General features: G+C 68.5%; 27 protein-coding genes. 15 read left to right on the top strand and 12 right to left on the bottom strand.

The window, feature by feature from the left end:
- The first annotated feature begins 85 nt into the window (after positions 1–85).
- Complete coding sequence (locus tag IFU11_RS15910; RefSeq protein WP_192019574.1) at positions 86–1,402, top strand: DUF7507 domain-containing protein; 1,317 nt, start codon at positions 86–88, stop codon at positions 1,400–1,402.
- Positions 1,403–1,460: 58 nt separating this feature from the next.
- On the opposite strand, the gene IFU11_RS15905 is transcribed toward IFU11_RS15910, so the two are convergent.
- Positions 1,461–2,252: an SDR family NAD(P)-dependent oxidoreductase gene (locus IFU11_RS15905; protein WP_192019573.1), complete on the bottom strand. Its 792-nt coding sequence runs from the start codon at positions 2,250–2,252 to the stop codon at positions 1,461–1,463.
- A 96-nt stretch (positions 2,253–2,348) separates the two neighbouring features.
- Between IFU11_RS15905 and IFU11_RS15900 the strand changes: the two genes are divergently transcribed.
- Both IFU11_RS15900 and IFU11_RS15895 read left to right on the top strand, forming a co-directional pair.
- Positions 2,349–2,837, top strand: coding sequence for a MarR family winged helix-turn-helix transcriptional regulator (locus IFU11_RS15900; protein ID WP_137243013.1), 489 nt, complete (start codon positions 2,349–2,351; stop codon positions 2,835–2,837).
- Between the two features lie 53 nt (positions 2,838–2,890).
- Positions 2,891–3,295: a VOC family protein gene (locus IFU11_RS15895; RefSeq protein WP_124767731.1), complete on the top strand. Its 405-nt coding sequence runs from the start codon at positions 2,891–2,893 to the stop codon at positions 3,293–3,295.
- Here IFU11_RS15895 and IFU11_RS15890 read toward each other — a convergent pair.
- The 4 genes from IFU11_RS15890 to IFU11_RS15875 all read right to left on the bottom strand — a co-directional run bounded on the left by IFU11_RS15890 (position 3,250) and on the right by IFU11_RS15875 (position 5,944).
- Complete coding sequence (locus tag IFU11_RS15890) at positions 3,250–3,759, bottom strand: hypothetical protein (RefSeq protein WP_192019572.1); 510 nt, start codon at positions 3,757–3,759, stop codon at positions 3,250–3,252. The genes IFU11_RS15895 and IFU11_RS15890 overlap by 46 nt on opposite strands.
- Before the next feature lie 142 nt (positions 3,760–3,901).
- Positions 3,902–4,375: a GNAT family N-acetyltransferase gene (locus tag IFU11_RS15885; protein WP_192019571.1), complete on the bottom strand. Its 474-nt coding sequence runs from the start codon at positions 4,373–4,375 to the stop codon at positions 3,902–3,904.
- A gap of 101 nt (positions 4,376–4,476) precedes the next feature.
- Entirely contained in the window at positions 4,477–5,259 is a 783-nt protein-coding gene (locus IFU11_RS15880) for a phosphotransferase (protein ID WP_192019570.1), read from the bottom strand.
- Positions 5,260–5,308: 49 nt separating this feature from the next.
- Positions 5,309–5,944 carry a phosphatase PAP2 family protein gene (locus IFU11_RS15875; RefSeq protein ID WP_192019569.1) on the bottom strand — a complete coding sequence of 212 codons (636 nt, stop codon included), beginning with the start codon at positions 5,942–5,944 and terminating at the stop codon, positions 5,309–5,311.
- Between the two features lie 203 nt (positions 5,945–6,147).
- On the opposite strand from IFU11_RS15875, the gene IFU11_RS15870 reads away from it, so the two are divergent.
- The 3 genes from IFU11_RS15870 (at position 6,148) to IFU11_RS15860 (ending at position 7,687) form a co-directional block, all read left to right on the top strand.
- The gene (locus IFU11_RS15870; RefSeq protein ID WP_071262105.1) at positions 6,148–6,531 is read left to right on the top strand and encodes a cupin domain-containing protein; all 384 of its coding nucleotides are present in this window, start codon (positions 6,148–6,150) and stop codon (positions 6,529–6,531) included.
- A gap of 41 nt (positions 6,532–6,572) precedes the next feature.
- On the top strand, positions 6,573–7,148 hold the full coding sequence (locus IFU11_RS15865) for an NUDIX hydrolase (protein ID WP_192019568.1): 576 nt from the start codon (positions 6,573–6,575) through the stop codon (positions 7,146–7,148).
- An 80-nt stretch (positions 7,149–7,228) separates the two neighbouring features.
- Positions 7,229–7,687: an NUDIX hydrolase gene (locus IFU11_RS15860; protein WP_192019567.1), complete on the top strand. Its 459-nt coding sequence runs from the start codon at positions 7,229–7,231 to the stop codon at positions 7,685–7,687.
- A gap of 9 nt (positions 7,688–7,696) precedes the next feature.
- Here the strand turns inward: IFU11_RS15860 and IFU11_RS15855 are convergent, their stop codons facing one another.
- The 3 genes from IFU11_RS15855 to IFU11_RS15845 all read right to left on the bottom strand — a co-directional run bounded on the left by IFU11_RS15855 (position 7,697) and on the right by IFU11_RS15845 (position 9,488).
- Positions 7,697–8,140, bottom strand: coding sequence for a GyrI-like domain-containing protein (locus tag IFU11_RS15855; protein ID WP_192019566.1), 444 nt, complete (start codon positions 8,138–8,140; stop codon positions 7,697–7,699).
- 8 nt (positions 8,141–8,148) lie between these two features.
- Positions 8,149–8,442, bottom strand: a complete 294-nt coding sequence (locus IFU11_RS15850) for a hypothetical protein (protein ID WP_192019565.1) — start codon at positions 8,440–8,442, stop codon at positions 8,149–8,151.
- Positions 8,443–8,507: 65 nt separating this feature from the next.
- Entirely contained in the window at positions 8,508–9,488 is a 981-nt protein-coding gene (locus tag IFU11_RS15845; RefSeq protein ID WP_192019564.1) for an aldo/keto reductase, read from the bottom strand.
- Between the two features lie 125 nt (positions 9,489–9,613).
- Between IFU11_RS15845 and IFU11_RS15840 the strand changes: the two genes are divergently transcribed.
- Positions 9,614–10,492 carry a helix-turn-helix transcriptional regulator gene (locus IFU11_RS15840; protein WP_192019563.1) on the top strand — a complete coding sequence of 293 codons (879 nt, stop codon included), beginning with the start codon at positions 9,614–9,616 and terminating at the stop codon, positions 10,490–10,492.
- 100 nt (positions 10,493–10,592) lie between these two features.
- On the opposite strand, the gene IFU11_RS15835 is transcribed toward IFU11_RS15840, so the two are convergent.
- Complete coding sequence (locus IFU11_RS15835) at positions 10,593–11,429, bottom strand: alpha/beta fold hydrolase (protein ID WP_192019562.1); 837 nt, start codon at positions 11,427–11,429, stop codon at positions 10,593–10,595.
- A 239-nt stretch (positions 11,430–11,668) separates the two neighbouring features.
- Between IFU11_RS15835 and IFU11_RS15830 the strand changes: the two genes are divergently transcribed.
- Together IFU11_RS15830 and yidC are read left to right on the top strand one after the other, a co-directional pair.
- Positions 11,669–11,983, top strand: a complete 315-nt coding sequence (locus IFU11_RS15830) for a DUF6412 domain-containing protein (RefSeq protein WP_192019561.1) — start codon at positions 11,669–11,671, stop codon at positions 11,981–11,983.
- Between the two features lie 62 nt (positions 11,984–12,045).
- Positions 12,046–12,816, top strand: a complete 771-nt coding sequence (yidC, locus tag IFU11_RS15825; protein WP_192019560.1) for a membrane protein insertase YidC — start codon at positions 12,046–12,048, stop codon at positions 12,814–12,816.
- A gap of 111 nt (positions 12,817–12,927) precedes the next feature.
- On the opposite strand, the gene IFU11_RS15820 is transcribed toward yidC, so the two are convergent.
- Positions 12,928–13,536 carry a hypothetical protein gene (locus IFU11_RS15820; protein ID WP_137243026.1) on the bottom strand — a complete coding sequence of 203 codons (609 nt, stop codon included), beginning with the start codon at positions 13,534–13,536 and terminating at the stop codon, positions 12,928–12,930.
- Positions 13,537–13,710: 174 nt separating this feature from the next.
- Between IFU11_RS15820 and IFU11_RS15815 the strand changes: the two genes are divergently transcribed.
- The 3 genes from IFU11_RS15815 to bla all read left to right on the top strand — a co-directional run bounded on the left by IFU11_RS15815 (position 13,711) and on the right by bla (position 15,342).
- Positions 13,711–14,091 carry an SRPBCC family protein gene (locus IFU11_RS15815; RefSeq protein WP_137243027.1) on the top strand — a complete coding sequence of 127 codons (381 nt, stop codon included), beginning with the start codon at positions 13,711–13,713 and terminating at the stop codon, positions 14,089–14,091.
- Positions 14,092–14,167: 76 nt separating this feature from the next.
- Complete coding sequence (locus IFU11_RS15810) at positions 14,168–14,419, top strand: hypothetical protein (RefSeq protein ID WP_137243028.1); 252 nt, start codon at positions 14,168–14,170, stop codon at positions 14,417–14,419.
- Positions 14,420–14,550: 131 nt separating this feature from the next.
- The gene (bla, locus tag IFU11_RS15805) at positions 14,551–15,342 is read left to right on the top strand and encodes a class A beta-lactamase (RefSeq protein WP_198425015.1); all 792 of its coding nucleotides are present in this window, start codon (positions 14,551–14,553) and stop codon (positions 15,340–15,342) included.
- Positions 15,343–15,378: 36 nt separating this feature from the next.
- Here the strand turns inward: bla and IFU11_RS15800 are convergent, their stop codons facing one another.
- Positions 15,379–15,873 (bottom strand): hypothetical protein, encoded by a 495-nt coding sequence (locus IFU11_RS15800; protein ID WP_191939880.1) that lies wholly within the window; start codon positions 15,871–15,873, stop codon positions 15,379–15,381.
- An 88-nt stretch (positions 15,874–15,961) separates the two neighbouring features.
- Entirely contained in the window at positions 15,962–17,011 is a 1,050-nt protein-coding gene (locus IFU11_RS15795) for an SDR family oxidoreductase (RefSeq protein ID WP_191939879.1), read from the bottom strand.
- Between the two features lie 85 nt (positions 17,012–17,096).
- Here IFU11_RS15795 and IFU11_RS15790 point away from each other — a divergent pair, with 85 nt between their 5' ends.
- The 3 genes from IFU11_RS15790 to IFU11_RS15780 all read left to right on the top strand — a co-directional run bounded on the left by IFU11_RS15790 (position 17,097) and on the right by IFU11_RS15780 (position 18,373).
- Positions 17,097–17,411: an ArsR/SmtB family transcription factor gene (locus IFU11_RS15790; protein WP_191939878.1), complete on the top strand. Its 315-nt coding sequence runs from the start codon at positions 17,097–17,099 to the stop codon at positions 17,409–17,411.
- A gap of 119 nt (positions 17,412–17,530) precedes the next feature.
- Positions 17,531–17,947 carry a hypothetical protein gene (locus tag IFU11_RS15785; RefSeq protein WP_192019559.1) on the top strand — a complete coding sequence of 139 codons (417 nt, stop codon included), beginning with the start codon at positions 17,531–17,533 and terminating at the stop codon, positions 17,945–17,947.
- Between the two features lie 9 nt (positions 17,948–17,956).
- Entirely contained in the window at positions 17,957–18,373 is a 417-nt protein-coding gene (locus IFU11_RS15780) for a heavy metal-responsive transcriptional regulator (RefSeq protein WP_192019558.1), read from the top strand.
- Positions 18,374–18,464 lie beyond the last annotated feature (91 nt).

Raw genomic sequence — 18,464 nt, 5'->3', positions numbered from 1 at the left:
ACCGCCCCTTCACCGGATGTCGATGACCCGCGTTCGCGACAGCTTCGGTGAGGCCCACCCATGCACCGCGCCCCCTAGGAGAACCATGTCCACGAAACGGACGACGAACCTCATCACTCTGGCGGTCCTCGCCACCGTCGGCTCGACGCTGATGGCCGCGCCGGCTCACGCGGCGTCTGCACCGATGACGCCGGACCACCCGATCGGAACCACCGTCCCACCCCTGACCGGCGATGGCGTGACCGGCCTGACCGGAATGGACCAGACCACGCTGGCTGATGGCCAGACCTACCCACTGCGATTCCGCGAGCCGGACCCGTCGACCGGCAAGGTGCTCCCGCCGGCAGCGATCGGCGAGGTCCAGATGGCCGTGTCGACCAGTGGTCGGACAGATGCCGGTACCTTCCTGCCGACGATCGGACCCAAGTTCAACAACGCCGAACAGACGCCCGTCGGGCAGGTGTACGCGGATTCCTGGACGGTCTTCAACAACGAGGGGAGCGCCACCTACACCTTCGACTTCTCCGGCCTGCAGGGTGGCGCCCTTCCCGCGGGCGCGGTCCTGGCGTTCAACGACGTCGACGTGTGCCGCGACGGGGCGTCGGAGAGTGCCCAGCTGTCCTCCGACGTCGCCGGGTCCTGGCTGGACTACCGGGCGGACACCGGATCCGGAACCCCCGGCGCGGTCACGGTGGATGCGCAGACGGGTCAGGTCGACATCAGTTCGGTGTGCCCCGGCGGAGCGAACGGCGTCACGCAGACCTTCACCACCAACACCGAGATCTCCGAGCTCACGATCACGCTGAACGGCTCCTCGCCGAACACCACTCCCATGTCCGGGTTGTGGTGGGCGTTCGAACTCCCGCTCGAGGCGGTCGCGCCAGCAATCTCGATGGAGAAGTTCACCAACGATCAGGATGTCACCGAGGCACCCGGCCCGGAGATCGTGATCGACAGCGCCGTCGCCTGGACCTACCGGGTCGGCAACGCCGGCAACACCCACCTCGCCGAGGTCGTCGTCACGGACGACCAGGTCGACGGCGCCGACATCGTCTGTGGTGATGGCGGCAACGTGATCGCGCTGCTCGCCCCCGGCGAGTCGGTGACCTGCGTCGCGAACGGAACGGCCATCGACGGGCCCTACATGAACACCGCGACGGCCGTCGGTGTCCCTGCCGACTCGACCGGCGCCGCACGACCCGACCTGGAGACCGTGTCGGTGTCGGATGCCTCGTGGTACACGGGCGTCCCTGCGGCAGTGACTCCTGTCGTGCCCACCGATGGGCGTCCCGGAGGAGAGCTGGCACGAACGGGTGCGGAGCTGTGGGCGTCGGTGGGTGGCGCACTGGCGCTGCTGGCCGGAGGCGCGGCGTTCCTGCTCGTCCGCCGCCGGAACGCCTGAGCCGAGTTCCTCAGCGAGACGACGTGATCTCGACGAGCGGCGGAGTGCTTGGCTGGGTTCAGAGCATCCCGGTCAGCACTCCGCCGTCCGCGCGGAGGGCTGCACCGTTCGTCGCCGACGCCAGTGGGCTCGCGAGGTAGGCCGCCAGCGAGGCGATCTCCTCGGGCTCCATGAAGCGTTCGAGCAGAGTGGTGGTGTTGCGACCGATGATCGAGGCCTTCACCGCGTCGACCGGCGCGGCCTGGCCGGCGGCGATCGACTCGATCGTCGTGGCGACGCCGGCCGAGTAGGTCGGGCCGCCGAGGATCGTGTTGACCGTCACGGCGCTGCCGCGGGTCAGCTTCGCGAGTCCGTTGCCGAGGGCGATCATCGCCGCCTTGGAGACGCCGTAGTGGATCATGTCGGCGGGGATGTTCACGCCGGACTCGCTGCTGATGAAGAGGATGCGCCCCCAGCCACGATCCAACATGCCTGGCAGGGCGTGCCGGGACAGCCGGACGCCGCTCATCAGGTTGACCTCGAGGACGTGGGACCAGTCGTCGTCCGAGATGGCCTCGAATTCCGCGAGACCGAACTGGCCCACGTTGTTCACGAGGATGTCCACGGCGCCGAGGTCACCGAGCAGTCGCTCGACGGAGGCGGGATCGGCGAAATCCGCGACGATCCCTTCGTGGCCGGCATCGGGGTGCGTGCGCCGAAGCGCGGCGACCGCGTCCTGCACCGCCTGCTCGGAGCGTCCGTTCACGATGACGCGTGCGCCTTCGGCAGCGAGCCTCCGCGCGACGGCGGCACCGATGCCGCCGGTCGATCCGCTGATGAACGCCGTCTTGCCGCGGAGTTGTAGGTCCATGTCGTCTCCCTCTGTCGGCGATACGCCGCCTCACTTGCTCAGGCAAGTCACTCTAGGTCGGTTCACTTGCTCAAGCAAGTCGAATAGGCTTGCCCCATGACCGAATCCGCCGAACATCCTGGCCTCAGCGGCGAGCGGCTCGCGGCCTGGGCCTCCGTCGCCACCTTGGTGGAGCGGCTTCCCGCGGCACTCGACGCCCAGCTGCAGCGCGACAGCGGGCTGACCCACTACGAGCACGGGCTGCTCTTCGCGCTCGACACCGCCCCGGACCGCACACTCCGGATGAGCACGCTCGCCGGGTACGCGAGCAGCACGCTCTCGCGGCTCTCCCGCGCGGTCTCGCGACTCGAGAAGCAGGGCTGGGTGCGACGCGAGGTCGACCCCACCGATGGTCGGTTCACCCTCGCCGTCCTCACGGACGACGGCCACGCGCACGTCGCCCGGTCCACGCCGGCACACCACGCCCTCGTCGAGGAGCTCGTCTTCGGCTCGCTCACGGAGGCGCAGGTGCGGCAACTGGCCGAGATCAGCGCGAGGATCGCGACGACGATCGATCCGACCGTGCCGTGGGCGCCGTCCGAGTGAACCTCGGAAAGACGTCCTTGTGGGCGCGCTCACGCCGGGCGTAGCTTGACCGCATGAGCCTCTTCATCACGTGTCCGGTCGAGAGCGTCGAACGCGCGACCGCCTTCTACGACGCCCTCGGCTGGACCCGCAACGCGGCGATGTCCTCTGACCAGGTCTCCTGTTTCGAGATCGCTCCCGGGCAATACGTCATGCTCGGGAGCCGAGAGATGTACGCGAGCGTCGGCGGCACCGAGGAGCTGATCGGCGGACCGGACACGCCCTCGAAGGTGACGGTCTCCTTCGACCTCGGCAGTCGCGAGGCGGTCGACGAGCTCGTCGAGCGCGCCGGTGCCGCGGGTGGACGGATCGGCGACACCGACGACTACCCGTTCATGTACCAGCGCCAGTTCGACGACCCCGACGGGTACCACTACTCGCCGTTCTGGATGAAGCCCGACGCCGAGCCGACCGCCTGAACGACCTCCCCGCGACACGGCGCGGCGAGCAGGTCGCCGGACGCGAGGTCGCGGGGGAGCAGCACGCGCTGCTCGGTTCCTGCCGCGCTGTCGAGGTGGAACGACACTGTGTGCGTCGTCGACGCTCGCCCGATCAGCCGGAGTTCCGACCAGCACGGCTCGACGTCTGCGAGACAGGCGTCGAGGGTGAGGTGATGGCCGTCCTCGCCGAACGCCGCAGCGACGACGCGCATGACGACCACGGAGGTCTGCTTGACGGGCGAGGGGCATCCGCCTGTGCCGGGGATCACCGCTGCCGCCGAGTGGACGCACGGGGTTCCGCACTGCTCGACCAGGCGCAGCATCGGAACGTCGTCGACGATCACGTCCGTGGTGCTGAGGTGGGTGTGTGCCGGCCAGCGGTCGGGGAGGAACGGGTCCGGGATGCTGCGGCGGAGTGAAGGCAGGATCGTCGTGAGGGTCATGACCTCCGGTCTACGCCTCGCATTCTGCCCGAGTACCAGTCCTCACGGGATCCATACATCGTTCCCCGGAACCCAGACGGTCTCCTCACGTCGCGCGCGGGCGGAGGGGGCGTCGGGCCCCGACCATGGCTGGCATCTCCTGTCAGAGTTCGCGCGCGAACGACACCGTCGTGGCCGTGCGTCCGGTCTCGGCGAGTCCCGCCTTCAGGAGGACCCGCTGGGATGCGAGGTTGGTGACGGCGGTCTCCGCGGCCGCCCGTTCTGCGCCATGCGCTGCGGCGAACGACAGTGCGCCGGCGACCGCTTCCGTCGCGAGTCCGACCCCGCGAGCGGCGGGAACGAGACCGTAGCCGAACTCGACGCGGCCATCGCTGTCGGGTGGGCCGAAGAAGCCGAGTCCACCGACGGCCGTCCCGTCGGCGTCACGGATGAGGTACATCGTGAAGATCGGGTCGCCAGTGGTCGATTCCGCGAGGCCACGGAGCGGGCGGAGCTCGTCGGCGAAGGGGTACTCCGGGTGCCAGGCGTCACCGTCGCGCTCATCGCGTTCGACGATGCGTCGCGCGAGCGCCGGTGAGATCGGTTCGAGGGTGGTTCGTTCGGTGCGGATGATCATCGATGCCAGTCTGGCAGGGGCCAGACACGCATGATCGCCATGCGGTACCGGTCGGTCTGACGCCGCCGCCCAGAGCGCCCGTTCTGCTCTTGACCGGAGCGTCAGGGGACGGATTGCGCACTCTCGGCGGCCTGCTCGAGGACCTCCAGCTCGTGACGCACGTGGTCGAGTGCATCCCCGGGGTGGCGATGCTGCAGATCGTGCAGCATGAACCGGCAGGCCCAGATGCGCGCAGCCGTCGACGCGTCGTCGAGGCTCGCGCCGTCGGTCCAGCCCGCGAGGAACGCCCGCCACATCGGCTGGTCGAGCAGCGGTATCGCGTGCGGGTCCAGCCGGAAGATGGCGGAGGTCCTGGCCCGGTCGTAGTCCGGCGACCCGGCTGCGGCGTTGGTCCAGTCGATGACGGCGGTCACGCGGTCGTCCGGCCCCAGCAGGATGTTCAACGGGTGGAGATCGAGATGCAGGAGCGAGCGCTCGCCGTCGATGGAGGCGAACGCCGGCGGAGCGGCGACCGTCCACAGCGCCGCCTGCGCACGACCACCGGCCAGACCCCGGGTGAAGGCCCGCTCCGCGGTCACGCCGCTGAGATCGGCGGCGACAGTGCCGTCGACCCGCTCGATGAGCGCGGCCGCCCATGGTCCACCGTCGGTCGGGACGAAGGCGCCGACGGTCGCCGGGACCGGCACCGCCACGGCGGCTGCGTTCGCAGCGGCGAGTTCGTGCGCGATCGTCTCCGGGGAGCCGAGGCGCAGCACGACGTCGTCGATCCCGAACACCCGCCCGGTCATCCCGCCGAGCGGCTCGAGGCGTTCATGATCGAGCCCGAAGTGGTCGCTCGCTTCGGTGAGGGCGCGACGGAATCCGCGCTCGTTGTCGTCGACCATCACGTCATCGTAGGTGAGGTGCGCCGTCGGGTCACGGGTGTGGTCACCGTCACCCCAGCGACGAGCGGGCCGCGGCCGAGCGGCGCTGCCATGTCGCTGTAGCGGCGACGAGGGCGGCGGTGACCGCCAGGCCGAGGACCGCTCCCGTGGCGACATCGTGGACGTAGTGCACGCCTTGCGCGACCCGGCCGGCGGCGACGAGCGCCGCCAGTGCGAGCGCCGAGCACGTGACCCACCATCGGCCGACGGCGATCGCGATGACGACGGTCGCTCCAAATGCGAGCGTCGCGTGATTCGACGGCAGTGACCAGTCACCGGCCGGCGGGCATTCGGTCGCGATCGACCACCGGGTGCATGGTCGAGGTTGGGCGAAGAGGAGTTTCAGTCCCTCGCTCGCGGCGTAGGCGAGGCCGACCCCGGCGGCGCCGGCCAGCAGCCGCGCCCGCCGTTCCGGGTGGCGGATCCAGGCGAACGCCGCCATCGAGATCGTCGTCGCAGCCAGGAGTGCGAGGCCGACCTCCGAGGCGAGTTCGACGTTCGGGATGGCCGAGCCGAGGGAAGCGAGCCAGCGCGTGCCGACGACGCTGACGCTGCCCGGTGCCGGGACGACGAGCAGGACAAGTGCCATGAGGGTCGCAGCACCGAACGGCAGGAGTAGGCGGCGAGATGGCAGGGGCAGTGGCATGTTCTCGACCGTAGTGACGAGCTGTGAGCGGCACATCGGACTCCGGATGGCCCTGATGTCGGCACCGAGTCGGATGTGGAGAGCGCTGAGATCGTGCAACCGGCGCGCTCAGTGCTGCAGTTGTGTGGTCGGAAGCCGGCGCGCACCGAGACCGAGGGGCGATACCGTGCCACGAGGCACGTCAGTCGCGAGACGATGGATGCATGACCGCTCTCTCCGGAATCGATATCGCCGCCGAACTCCGACAGGTCGAGGCCCATTGGACGCCTCGAGTGGTCGGGAGGGTCAACGATCAATACGTGAAGGTCGCGAAGCTCCTCGGGCAGTTGGTCTGGCACGACCACGCGAACGAAGACGAGATGTTCCTCGTCGTCTCGGGCACGCTCCGTATCCAGCTCCCCGACGATGAGGAAGTCGTGCTCACGCCGGGCCAGTTCTTCGTGGTGCCGCGGGGCGTGCAGCACAATCCCATCGCCGACGAGGAGGTCGAGATCGTCTTGATCGAGACCGTCACGACCGCCCACACCGGTGACGTGATCGTCGAGGGCACGGTGCCCGTCGAGCGTCAGCTGGGCGACTTCCGCTGAGGACATGATCGCCGGACGGCGCTCGACCGTAGGGTGGGCGGATGCCTGTTCCGGATGAATCACGTTGGACCACGCTCGAGAAGACGACGGTCCACCGAGGTCGGGTCACCTTGGTCGATCACGAGGTCCGATTGCCGGACGGGTCGCGATCCAGGTATCTCGTCGACGAGAGCGTTCCCTTCTCCGTCGCCTCGCTGATCATCGACGGCGACGACGTGCTCCTCGCCCGGCAGTACCGATACCCGCTCGACCGCTGGATCCACGACCTGCCGGGCGGTGCGGGTCGAACGGACGAAGCCCCGCTCGATGCCGCTCGGCGTGAGCTCGAAGAGGGGCTCGGTATCGTTCCGGACGACCTCCGACCGCTGCACACCTTCTTCATGAACCCGGGGCGAGCGTCTTGGCCGACACACCTGTTCATCTCGACTCGAGGCATCCGTTCCGGCCTGGTGGACCTGTCGGATCCCGCGGAGCAGGTGCGGCTCGTGCGCATCCCGCTGTCCGAGCTCGACGCTCTGATCGCCTCTGGAGCGATCGTCGACCCGCCGCTCATCGTCGCCCGAGCCTTGGCGGCGGCCCAGGGCATACTCCCGCCGCTCGGAGTGGCCAGCGAGTGACGATCTCGCTGAGCGCGCCTGACTGAGAGCTCGAGCAGACGGCACCGGTCACGCTCCCTCGATTCGGGTACGCTCGCGGCGTGAACGAAGACGAGACGCTCGTCCACGTGACGCACGACGCGCCGTGGCTTCCCCTGGGAGGCCGGGCCGAGGTGGTCCGCCGGACGAAGCCACCCCGGCCGATGGCGGTCGTGCGCCTGCTCCTGCGCGACTCCGACCAGGTGTTCTGCGTGCCGAGGCAGGGCACAGGGCGGCTCGATCTGCCGATGCTCGAGGCTGCATCCGATGATGTCGACGGCACGGCGGCCGTTCGTGAACTGGCGCAACGCATCACCGGTGAGCACACGGGCACGCACTTCATCGGCGCCGTACGCAACGTCGTGGAGGCACCGGCCGACGGATACGACTGGCCGGCACCGGTCGCCCACTTCGGCGTGTGGGCTTTGGACGCGACTCCGAAGGCTCACGGCACATGGGTGCGTCTCGACGATGACGAGCATCAGCTGCGCGACCGACACTGGTACCCGTTGGTGGGCTGAGCCGACAGCTCAGCTGGGCGACTTGACCGGAACGAGGCAGTCGACCTCGCCCTCGCGCCGGTAGTGCTCGATGTGGGGACGGCTCTCGTCGTGATCGGCGAGGTCGAAGAGCACGTCGAAGGCGTCGCCGATACGGGCGTAGACGCCGGGCGCCTCACCGCGAAGACGCAGCCGGAGGTAGTCGCCGCCGGGGATCACGGTCTCGTCCAGGCCGAGCGGGTTATCGGCATCCCGGTCGAGCCGCGCGGACGCCATGCGGTACCTGTCGCTTCCTCCGTAGACCAGGCCCATCATCTTGCGCCCCTGCAGCGAGTCGAACGAGTTCTCGAACGCCGGCCAAGCCGCCTGCACCTGCTCGATGTCGAGTGCGACGTCCTGACTGAGGGCGGCGGTGTCGTCGAGCGTCACGACATCGATCCGGCCGAGGTGGTGGGTGCGTGGGAAGTCGGTCACGTCTCGTGTCATCCGATCCACGTGTTCCCTGCGGCGTAGAGGTCGTTGTCCTCGGCGTCATCCCCCTGCAGGAGCCGATGTTGGATCGCTGCCGCGACGCCGGCGAGAGCAGGCAGACCGATGGCCGCGCTGAGGATCAAACCGAGCTCTCCCGACATGATGGCGAAGGCGATTCCGACCCCGAGCACGACGATCACCACGGCACCGAAGATGAGCCAGGCGCGGCGCCGGTGACGGCGTTCAGCCGCGCGCCGCTCCTCGTCTCGGCGTTGTCTCGTGGAGCGTTTGGAGCGCTGACTCATCTGGGAACTCCTTCTGCGGAAACGAGGCGGATGCCTCGTGTCTAACACGTCTCGCGACGGTGTGCTCAGCGGTCGATCGAGGCCATGTTGGCGTCATCGTGGCGAGCACCGGCCGCAGGGGTGAGGGTGCTCAACCGCTCGACCTGCTCGGGGCTGAGCTGCACGGCATCGGCGGCCGTGTTCTCCTCGACCCGTGAGACCCGTCGTGTTCCGGGGATGGGCGCGATGTCCTCGCCGCGGGTGAGGATCCAGGCTAGCGCGGTCTGTGCCGGCGTGGCACCGATCTCAGCGCCGATGGCCCGGACCTCATCCACGATCGCCAGGTTGCGACCGAAGTTCTTGGGAGTGAACCGCGGGTTCGTCTTGCGCCAGTCGCCCTCGGGGATGTCGTCGGACGAACGCAGCTGCCCGGTGAGGAGGCCGTGGCCGAGCGGGGAGTACGGCACGAACCCGATCCCGAGCTCGCGGAGGAGAGGCAGGATGTCGGTCTCGACCTCGCGAGTCCACAGGGAGTACTCGGTCTGCAGCGCCGACACCCGCTGCACGGCGTGCGCACGGCGGATCGTTTCAGCAGAAGCCTCGGAGAGCCCGAAGTGCAGCACCTTGCCTTCAGCGATCAGCTCGGCGACGGCGCCCGCCGTCTCCTCGATGGGCGTGTGCTGGTCGACGCGGTGCTGGTAGTAGAGGTCGATGTGGTCGGTGCCGAGTCTCCGAAGCGACCCTTCGACGGCCGCTCGCACGTTCGCTGCCGAGCTGTCGGCGACACGACCCTGCTTGCCGGAATGGGACACGAGCCCGAACTTCGTGGCGAGCTTGACCTGATCGCGACGCCCCGCGATGGCTCGTCCGACGACCTCCTCGCTGTGGAACGGCCCGTAGACCTCAGCGGTGTCGATGTGCGTCACGCCGAGTTCGAGGGCGCGGTGGATGGTGCGGACGGATTCGTCGTCGTCGAGCCCGCCGCCGGTGGTGTAGGTGCCGGCCATCGTCATGGCGCCGAGGCCGATGCGGGAGACTTCGAGGGTTCCGAGACGTGCGTGCTGCATGCTGCTCCTTCTGTCGAGGGGTGATGCTCCGAGTCAACCGCTCGGCGCTCGGGTGAGCGTGGCCCGGTCTACAGGTGCACCAGGAGGGCCCCTCTCACGGCGGTGAATCGGCGTACCGTCGATGCATGGACATCCACGACGACCTGAGCGAGTTCTTGACCTCGCGCCGGGCGAAGCTGACGCCGTCGCAGGCCGGGCTGCCCGACTACGGCGGTCGGCGCCGAGTGCCCGGGCTCCGCCGGGAGGAGGTCGCCCTGCTCGCAGGAATGAGCGCCGAGTACTACAAGCGGCTCGAGCGAGGAAACGCCACCGGGGTCTCGGAAGCCGTCGTCGACGGGGTCAGCCGCGCCCTGCAGCTCACCGAGGCGGAGCACTCGCACCTCGCCGGGCTCATCCGCACTGCGAACGCCGGAATCCGTCCGCAGCGGCGGCAGTCTCGTATGACGACATTGACGGCCGGTATGCAACAGACCATCGATGCGATGTCCACGGTTCCCGTCTTCGTGCAGAACGGGCGGCTCGACGCCATCGCCACCAACACGCTCGGTCGGGCGCTGTTCTCTGAGATGTTCGACGACGTGAGCCCACCGGTGAACGCGGCGCGGTTCGTGTTCCTCGACCGGCGCTCCCAGAACTTCTACCAAGACTGGGAGGGCAACGCTCATCAGATCGTCGCGATCCTCCGCGCCGAAGCCGGCCGTTCACCCTACGACCGGGGACTCAGCGACCTCGTCGGCGAGCTGTCCACGCGCAGCGACCTGTTCCGCAAGCTCTGGGGTGCCCACGACGTCCGGGAGCACCGCGGTGGGTCCAAGAACGTCCACCATCCGATCGTCGGCGATCTCGCTCTCAACTACCAGAGCATGGACCTGGCCTCAGATCGTGGCCTGCAGATGCTCGTCTTCTCCGCCGAGCCCGGATCCGCTTCCGCGGACCGCATGCAACTCCTCGCCAACTGGGCTGAGTCGGGGAGTGTCGCGTTCGAGCGACGGCCCAGCCGCTGATCGGTCGATCGCCGGGCGTTGCGACGGCGGGACTCGGCCATCACACGAACGGCGCACCCGAGGTCACCCGGGTGCCCCGCCCGTCTCCGACGGGGTTCCCTTACTGCTCGATGAAGGCGAGGAGGTCGGGGTTGATGATGTCGGCGTGGGTGGTCAGCATGCCGTGCGGGAAGCCCTCGTAGACCTTGAGGGTCGCGTTGCTGAGGAGCTCGGCCTGCTTGATGACGGCGTCCTTGTACGGCACGACCTGGTCGTCATCGCCCTGCATGCAGAGGACCGGCACGGAGATCCCCTTGAGGTCCTCGGTCTGGTCGGTCTCGGAGAACGCCTTGATGCCCTCGTAGTGCGCCACGGCGCTACCGGTCATGCCCTGACGCCACCAGTTGTCGATGACCGGCTGGGACACGGTGACGCCGTCGCGGTTGAAGCCGTAGAACGGGCCCGAAGCCACGGCCTGGAAGAACTCCGCCCGGTTCGCGGCGAGCGCGCTCCGGAAGCCGTCGAAGACCGAGATGGGTGTCCCTTCGGGGTTGGCGTCGGTCTGCACCATCAGTGGAGGCACGGACGAGACCAGGACGGCCTTCGCCACACGACCCTGCGGCTCGCCGTACTTGGCGACGTACCGCGCGACCTGGCCGCCACCCGTCGAGTGCCCGATGTGGACGACGTTGCGCAGGTCGAGGTGCTCGACGACCGCCGACACGTCGCTGGCGTAGTGGTCCATGTCGTGGCCGGACCCGATCTCCGACGACCGCCCGTGACCGCGTCGATCGCTGGCCACCACGCGGTACCCCTTCGACAGGAAGAAGAGCACCTGCGCGTCCCAGTCATCCGACGACAGCGGCCAACCGTGGTGGAACATGATGGGCTGCGCGGCCGGGTCGCCCAGATCCTTGTAGTAGATTTCCGTGCCGTCGTCCGTTGTCACGAATGGCATGACTGACCTCCAAGCTCATGTCGAGCCAAGCCGTGCTCGGAACGACTCTCGCGAATTCCGCTTCCACGGAATGTGGGAGCGCGACCACGGTAACGCGGCGAGGCGGCCGTTTCGCTGGTCCGCGGAAAGTCCCGACACCTGTCCAAACCGGTTGGTGCAGACGTCCAGTTACGGGCTTGTGGACGGCGATCCTCAGGACCGACCAGTCCCGAGGGGGAGGCCGCTGCTAGCCTCGGATCATGGTCGGTCTGCTCGAACTCGTGGCGCGGACGTTCGCGCTGCTGGGAGCAGGGGGCAGCGGGAACGTCGTGATCCCCGCCCTCATGGTTCTCGGGTTCATCGGGGCCGTTTCCGCGGCGGCTGTCCTCATCGCCGTCATCCTGCAGGTGCGCGTGACGCTCCGGCCACGCACCGGCCCGGTCGAGCTGCGCGAGGTCGAGAACCTCCGGGTGCTGGTCACGCACAACAACCCCGACGCACCGGGGCACGTCCGGTCTCGAGCGCCCGGAAGCGCGATCGTGACCGTCAGAACGGCCGGGTTCAGCGTGCAGTAGCGCCCCCGGTGGTCCGTGGCGGTCGAACGATCCTCTCCCGTTCTCGATCGAAGGACCACCTCATGGACCTCTCCACCATCCCATTCGTCTCCACCATCCTCGACGGCCTCGCCGGGTTCGTCGCAGCGACCGGCACCGTCCTCGAACCGTTTGCCGGCTCGTGGGCGCCGCTGCTCGCCATCGTCGTCCTCACCGTGCTCGTGCGACTGCTCCTGCTGCCGGTCGGCGTCTCGCAGGTGCGCACCGAACGCACCAGGCGCCGTCTCGCTCCTGAGCTCGCGGCCCTCCGGAAGCGTTACGTCGGCCGCCCCGAGGAGCTGAACCGCGCGGTCATCGAGCTCTACCAGCGCCACGGCACCTCACCGGTCGCGGGCTGCCTGCCGCTCCTCGCGCAGGCACCGGTCGTCTCGGCGGTGTACGCGTTGTTCGTCCATCAGGACATCGCCGGTCATGCCAACACGTTGCTCTCCGCAGTGGTCGGGGGTGTTCCGCTCGGCTCGAACCTGTTCCAGCTGATCGGCACCACGGTCGCGGCGATCTGGCCGTTCCTCGTCGTCCTGCTGTTGCTCGGCCTCGCGATCGAGCTCACGAGGCGCGCGAGTGCACGTTGGACGGGCAGCCCGGACGCAGCTGCAGCACAGCGGACGCCTGCTCCCGCCAGCGCCGCCGCAATCGCACCCATCATGCGCTGGCTCCCGTTCCTCTCGGTCGGCTTCGCGGCCATCGTCCCGTTCGCGGCCGCCGTCTACCTCGCGACGAGCGCGCTGTGGACGGTCGCCGAGCGGGCGGTCCTCCGACGCGCGCTCCGCGACCCGTTCGCACCTGCGGTCTGAGTGCGTCGCGCCGAGAGTGCCCGGGCTGCTCGCCGAGAGTGCCCGATCTGCTCGCCGAGCGTGCTCGGAACAGCAGAACGGGCACTCTCGGCGGCGAGCATCAGTCGGCCGTCACTCGCTCGGGATCTGCAGCGATCCGTCCATCGGCCCACCCCACTCGGTGGTGTATCGCAGGATGAATGTGCCGTCCGCGAGCTCGTCGACCCGGTACTCATCCCCGACGAAGGCGCCGCGGTGCTCGTACGACGGGGCATCGGGGAAGTTCAGCGTCGGTATGCGGTCGAAGGTGAATCCGTTACCGTGATGCAGGGTGTACGACGAGGTCATGCTCAATGGCACGTATTCGCACACGGCCCAGTCGCGGGAGGCGTCCGGCATCGTAAGCACTGTGCACGCGGTCGGTGAATGGACGAACAGCAGCACCAAGCCGACGGGCAGGATGAGCAGGCCGGTCACGACCAGGAGGACGAACGCCTGGATCGGATGACTGTCGGAGCCAAGGTTGACCATGGTCCGCAGGGAGCCAGCCAACGCGATCACGGCTGCGGTGCCGAGCAGCCAGGCGATGAGCCACTCTCCGTCGACCGGGGCGAGCAGCAGCGCCCGATTGCCGTTGAGGAGGGCGTGGGTGAGCCCGGCGACGAACACGCACCCGATGAACACCCACGCTGCCACCCGCCACCGCGAGGGTCGGCGTCGTGTCGTCAGGGTGACGTGCATGGGGACGAGCGTACGGCCTCACGGAACGGTGAGCGGTGGTGTGGCGCACGCAATCGGCCAGGAGTGCGCCCTTGAGCCGCGCGCGCGGCGCACTCATGGTTCTCGGATCTGCATCACGCCGACTGCGCGGTCGCCGCGCGTGCCTGGCAAGATGCGTCCATGAGAAGTCATCACGTGAGCCGGGTCATCAGCGCCTCGCCGGATGCCGTCTACGAGTACGCGTCGGACATTGACAACCTCCCGCGGTGGGCGGCCGGTCTCGCGCAGGCCGAGGTGGTGCGCGAAGGTGACTCGCTGTTCGTCGAGTCGCCGATGGGTCGGGTGGAGGTCCGGTTCGTCGAGCGCAACCGCTTCGGCGTGCTCGACCACGACGTGACCCTGCCGTCCGGGACCGTGGTGACCAACCCGGTGCGTGTCCTGGCCCATCCGGAGGGTGCCGAGGTGGTGTTCACGGTGCGCCAGATCGAGCTGGACGACGACGCGTTCGCGCGGGACGTCGCGATGGTCGCGGCGGACCTCGAGCGCCTCGATCGTCGGCTCACCGGGCAGGAGTGATCGGCGCACGCCCGACCTGGCCCTGGTCTCGTCGGTTCGTGCGCCGTCGTTCCGGATCTCGCGATAGCGTCCTCACATGGACTCGCTCGTGCAGCAACGGCTCGCCTTCGAACGTGAGCGCACCTTCGGCTGGGTGATGATCACGATCGGTCTGCTCTTCGTGGCCGGCTCCGTCTGGTTCGCAGCCGCGGGCTCCCCACTCAGCTGGGCGATGGCGGTGTTCTGGACCGTCTGGGCGTGCTTCGGCATCCGGCGGGTGGCGACTTCGCGTCGGACGCAGCAGGCGTTCGAGCGGGAGCACGGCGCTACCGCCGGCGTTCGTCGATGAAGCGGGGCGTCGCCGTCGCTCTCATCGGCGGGCTGGTGCTCGGGCTCGTGGGGTGCGCCTCCGCTACTCCGTCCCCTTCGGCGTCACCGAGCTCCCCAACCTCGGCCCCGGCGTCGGCCCCGCCCACCCCGATGCTCGACCGGTCCGTCGAGTTCAAAGCCCTGGAGGCCGAGTTCGGCGCGCGCGTCGGCGTGAGCGCCCTCGATACGGGGACCGGTGCCCGGTTGTCCTACCGCGCGGACGAGCGTTTCGGGTACGCCTCGACGATCAAGGCGCTCGCCGCAGCCGTCTTCCTCCACGAGGTGCGTGGCGCTGCTCGGGACGAGCTCGTCACGTGGTCGGCTGAGGATGTCGAGGCGGCCGGCTATTCGCCGGTGACGAGTGAACAGGTCGAGACCGGCCTGACTCTGTCGCAGCTCGCCGAGGCCGCCGTCCGGCGGAGCGACAACACGGCCCTCAACCTCGTCCTCGCCCGGATCGGTGGGCCGGCAGCGCTGGATGCAGCGCTGGGTGCGCTCGGCGATGAGGTGACCGAGGTCGTCAACGCGGAGCCGCTGTTGAACGTGATCGAACCGGGCAGCACCGATGACACCACCACCCCTGCCGCGTTCACCGACGACCTGACCCGCCTCGTCGACGGCTCCTACCTGGAGTCCGCCGACCGGGCGACGCTCCTCGCCTGGATGAGCGGCAACGCGACGGGCGACAACCTCATCCGGGCCGGTGCTCCGGCGGGATGGCAGGTGGCCGACAAGTCCGGGGGTGCAGGTGGGATCCGGAACGACATCGCGATCATCCACCGGCCGGGCGGCGACCCGATCGTCCTGACCATCCTTACGAACACACTCGATCCGGACGCCGAGTATGACGACGCGTTGGTCGCGGAGGCGGCGAGAGTCGCGCTCGCTGCATTCGATCGATAGCGGTCGCTCACCGGAGTGTCCGTGGCGATCCCAGCTCTACGCCGCCGACCGCGGCTCCGGCAGGATCTCCGCCCGTCCGAACCACCCCAGCAGGAGCAGCAGGAGCGCGCCGCCCGAGAGGAGCCCGTCCGCCACTCCGGCGGGCAGCATGAAGATCATCAGCACCAGCGTCACGGTGCAGTTCACGAGTGACAGCGCGAAGCCCCACTGCCGATTGCGGAGGACCCCGATAGCTCCGATCGTCCTGAGCGCACCGAAGACACCGCTCATGAACATCATGACGCCGAGGTTGTCGTCGAGGTAGGGGAGCGCGAAGACGTGGATCCCCGTCGGGAGATCGTCTGGCGCAACGCCGAGGATCAGGAGTACCGGCAGCGCCAGGGCGACCAGCCCCTCCATCAGGACACCCTGCAGCAGGAGCAGGATGCCTGCGGCTCGGAGCTGTCGATGTCGCACCACCTGGTCGTGCCCAGAACCGCGCGTGGGATCGGGCCGGAGCGGCAGTGTCGGTGATGCGGTTCGCTCGGCCATACTGCGACGCTAGTCAGGCGATGGCGGCCGGCACATCGACCATCCGGTGGATCGGTGATCCGTCCTGTGCGGATCACCGACCCGACGCCTACGGGATGAGTCGCTGCTCCCGCAGGTCCTGGAAGATCCGGAGGAACATCGCCTCCGTGTCGACGTACTCGTGGAATCCGGCTCGGCGGGACTTCGAGGTGTCGGCGATGACGTCGTAGTCCCACGCGAAGACGAAGTCGCCGAACGCCCACGACGACACCTCGGCGTAGCTGGTGGGCGCGAGGCCGTGCCGCTCGACCATCGCGTTCCACAGGGCCTCCTTGTCGGCCATCACCTCGGCGAGGCTCATCTCGAGTGGCGGCGCGCCGTCGAGGTCGAAGAAGGCGGCGATCTTCGGCCACATCGACGACCACCGGAACACGTCGCCGTTCGTGATGTTGAACGCCTCGTTGCGGGCATGCTCCGTGGTCGCCGCCCACACCGTGGCCTTCGCGAGGAGGTCGGCGTCCGTCATCTCGATGAGGCTCGTGTACGCGCCGGGCCTGCCGGGGAAGCGCAGCGGGATGCCCAGTTCCTTGCTCATGGACGCGTAGACGGCGATGACCATCGCCAGGTTCATCGGGTTGCCCAGGCCGATCCCGGCGACGACCGACGGCCGCAACGCCGACCATGACCAGGCCGCCCCGACCTGGCGGCGCTCGAGGAACTGCTGCTGGTCGACGTTGAACTCCGGCGGCATGTGCGGCGGGTCGGACTCCTTCGCGGGTGTCGCGAAGGGCCCCAGGTGTGCGCCGTAGACCTTGTAGCCCTGCATCAGACTGATGTGTTCGAGGCCCGGCGCGACGGCTTCGACGGCGTCGACGACGTTGGTGAGCATCGCGAGGTTCGGTGCGACGAGCTCGGCCCAGCTGGGGCGGTCCTGGTAGGCGGCGTAGAACAGGTGCGTCACCTCCGACAGGCCCCGCAACTGGTGGATGGTCGCGTCGCGGTCGAGCAGGTCCACCGCGAGGTGCCTGACTGATCCCCGGTCGGTACCGCCGCGGCGGGACAACCCGATCACGTCCCAGCCGAGCCCCTCGAGGTGTGTGATCAGGTTCCCGCCGATCACTCCGCGGGCTCCGACCACCAGTGCTGTGTGCTGTGTCATGACATCTCCATCGTTAGATCGCGATTTACCGATCCACAGTGTCGCACAACATCGTGGAATCGCGATATTGCGATATGGTCGACGTATGACGAACGCTGACGACTTGGACCTGGTGGCGATCTTCAAAGCGCTCGGCCATCCGACTCGCCTCGCGATCCTCGGGTGGTTGAAGGATCCTGAGTCGTTCCCGCCGCAGGATCAGCCGGCGGCCGAGGTCGGCGTATGCCTCAAGCACATCCAGGCGAGGGCCGAGGTGTCACAGTCGACCGCCTCGCAGTTCATGGCGACACTTCAGCGTGCCGGCCTCGTGACGTGCACCCGGATCGGCCAGTGGTCGCACTATCAGCGCGACGAGGCCGCGATCGAAGCGCTCGGTCGGCGGCTGTCCCTCGACCTCTGATCGCCGAGACGGCGTGCCGCCAGCTGTCTCCGGAGCTCTTGGCCCATCACCGAGCTCTCGCTGGAGTGTGTGGGGTGGGCCTTGACCTTGCACCGGGGTGCAGGGTCGACAGTGAGGACATGACTTCCTCGATCGTGCGACGCACCGTGCGCCTGTCCGCCCTCTACGACCTCGTCGTCACCGCCGGGTTCGCCCTACCGTTCACCGCACCGACGCTGTTCGCCGGATTGGGCGTCATCCACTCCGCACTGGCACTTCCCGGGGTCGTTCCCGACCCTGGAGACGTGTTCGCGGTGATGTTCGCCAACCTCATGGGTTCGCTCGTGGTGGTCTGGTCGGCCTTCCGCCTGGTGCGCCCGACGTGGGCGGCCGGTGTGGCCGACACGGCTGGGAGGTTGCTCTTCTCGCTCGGCATGGGGGCCGCGTTGCTGGATGGCGCGTCACCGCTGGTCCTCGGGATGCTCGTGTTCGAGCTGCGGTGGGCGGTCGTCCAGGGCGGCGTCATGCTGTCGGCTCGTCGGGCGGCCTTGGCCTAGGGTCGGCTTGTGCGTATCGCTGAGCTGGCCCGGCTGGCCAAGGTGAAGGTGTCCACCGTCCGGTTCTACGAACGGTCCGGTGTGCTCGCCGAGCCCGAACGGACCACCGGCGGTTATCGCGACTATCGGGAGACCGATGTCGTCCGCCTCCGGTTCCTCCGTCGCGGCCAAGAGCTCGGGTTCACGCTGGCGGAGCTCCACGACTTCGACCGGCTGTCCCAGGCGGTGCGGGCTGGTGGTGCCTCCGCCGGGGACGTCGCCGCGGTCGCCGCGCAGAAACTGCAGGAGATCGACGAGAAGGTCGCCGACCTGCAACGGACGCGAGCCGCGATCTCGGATCTGCTCGATGCCCAGTGCGTCGATCCGTCGGTACCGTGCCCGATCGTCAGTGCCCTCGCCGGCGTGGCTGAGGCTGAGCCGTCCTGAGAAGGGGGCTGCTACCGCGACCTCGCGTGCCGTGACCCCGGTGCTGGTTGTTTCCTTTGGGGAAACACTGTGATAGTTTCTTCAGACGCAA

Source organism: Plantibacter sp. CFBP 8804 (assembly GCF_014841225.1).
In the GTDB taxonomy this organism is placed as follows: Bacteria; Actinomycetota; Actinomycetes; order Actinomycetales; family Microbacteriaceae; genus Plantibacter; species Plantibacter auratus.
The sequence above is the reverse complement of the archived record's forward strand: the minus strand, read 5'-3'. Positions and strand labels throughout refer to the sequence as shown.

Excerpts from the sequence above, each read along its gene's own strand:
- IFU11_RS15910 (WP_192019574.1), top strand. The coding sequence starts at position 86 with ATGTCCACGAAACGGACGACGAACCTCATCACTCTGGCGGTCCTCGCC.
- IFU11_RS15905 (WP_192019573.1), bottom strand. The coding sequence starts at position 2,252 with ATGGACCTACAACTCCGCGGCAAGACGGCGTTCATCAGCGGATCGACC.
- IFU11_RS15900 (WP_137243013.1), top strand. The coding sequence starts at position 2,349 with ATGACCGAATCCGCCGAACATCCTGGCCTCAGCGGCGAGCGGCTCGCG.
- IFU11_RS15895 (WP_124767731.1), top strand. The coding sequence starts at position 2,891 with ATGAGCCTCTTCATCACGTGTCCGGTCGAGAGCGTCGAACGCGCGACC.
- IFU11_RS15890 (WP_192019572.1), bottom strand. The coding sequence starts at position 3,759 with ATGACCCTCACGACGATCCTGCCTTCACTCCGCCGCAGCATCCCGGAC.
- IFU11_RS15885 (WP_192019571.1), bottom strand. The coding sequence starts at position 4,375 with ATGATCATCCGCACCGAACGAACCACCCTCGAACCGATCTCACCGGCG.
- IFU11_RS15880 (WP_192019570.1), bottom strand. The coding sequence starts at position 5,259 with ATGGTCGACGACAACGAGCGCGGATTCCGTCGCGCCCTCACCGAAGCG.
- IFU11_RS15875 (WP_192019569.1), bottom strand. The coding sequence starts at position 5,944 with ATGCCACTGCCCCTGCCATCTCGCCGCCTACTCCTGCCGTTCGGTGCT.
- IFU11_RS15870 (WP_071262105.1), top strand. The coding sequence starts at position 6,148 with ATGACCGCTCTCTCCGGAATCGATATCGCCGCCGAACTCCGACAGGTC.
- IFU11_RS15865 (WP_192019568.1), top strand. The coding sequence starts at position 6,573 with ATGCCTGTTCCGGATGAATCACGTTGGACCACGCTCGAGAAGACGACG.
- IFU11_RS15850 (WP_192019565.1), bottom strand. The coding sequence starts at position 8,442 with ATGAGTCAGCGCTCCAAACGCTCCACGAGACAACGCCGAGACGAGGAG.
- IFU11_RS15845 (WP_192019564.1), bottom strand. The coding sequence starts at position 9,488 with ATGCAGCACGCACGTCTCGGAACCCTCGAAGTCTCCCGCATCGGCCTC.
- IFU11_RS15840 (WP_192019563.1), top strand. The coding sequence starts at position 9,614 with ATGGACATCCACGACGACCTGAGCGAGTTCTTGACCTCGCGCCGGGCG.
- IFU11_RS15835 (WP_192019562.1), bottom strand. The coding sequence starts at position 11,429 with ATGCCATTCGTGACAACGGACGACGGCACGGAAATCTACTACAAGGAT.
- IFU11_RS15830 (WP_192019561.1), top strand. The coding sequence starts at position 11,669 with ATGGTCGGTCTGCTCGAACTCGTGGCGCGGACGTTCGCGCTGCTGGGA.
- yidC (WP_192019560.1), top strand. The coding sequence starts at position 12,046 with ATGGACCTCTCCACCATCCCATTCGTCTCCACCATCCTCGACGGCCTC.
- IFU11_RS15820 (WP_137243026.1), bottom strand. The coding sequence starts at position 13,536 with ATGCACGTCACCCTGACGACACGACGCCGACCCTCGCGGTGGCGGGTG.
- IFU11_RS15810 (WP_137243028.1), top strand. The coding sequence starts at position 14,168 with ATGGACTCGCTCGTGCAGCAACGGCTCGCCTTCGAACGTGAGCGCACC.
- bla (WP_198425015.1), top strand. The coding sequence starts at position 14,551 with ATGCTCGACCGGTCCGTCGAGTTCAAAGCCCTGGAGGCCGAGTTCGGC.
- IFU11_RS15800 (WP_191939880.1), bottom strand. The coding sequence starts at position 15,873 with ATGGCCGAGCGAACCGCATCACCGACACTGCCGCTCCGGCCCGATCCC.
- IFU11_RS15795 (WP_191939879.1), bottom strand. The coding sequence starts at position 17,011 with ATGACACAGCACACAGCACTGGTGGTCGGAGCCCGCGGAGTGATCGGC.
- IFU11_RS15790 (WP_191939878.1), top strand. The coding sequence starts at position 17,097 with ATGACGAACGCTGACGACTTGGACCTGGTGGCGATCTTCAAAGCGCTC.
- IFU11_RS15785 (WP_192019559.1), top strand. The coding sequence starts at position 17,531 with ATGACTTCCTCGATCGTGCGACGCACCGTGCGCCTGTCCGCCCTCTAC.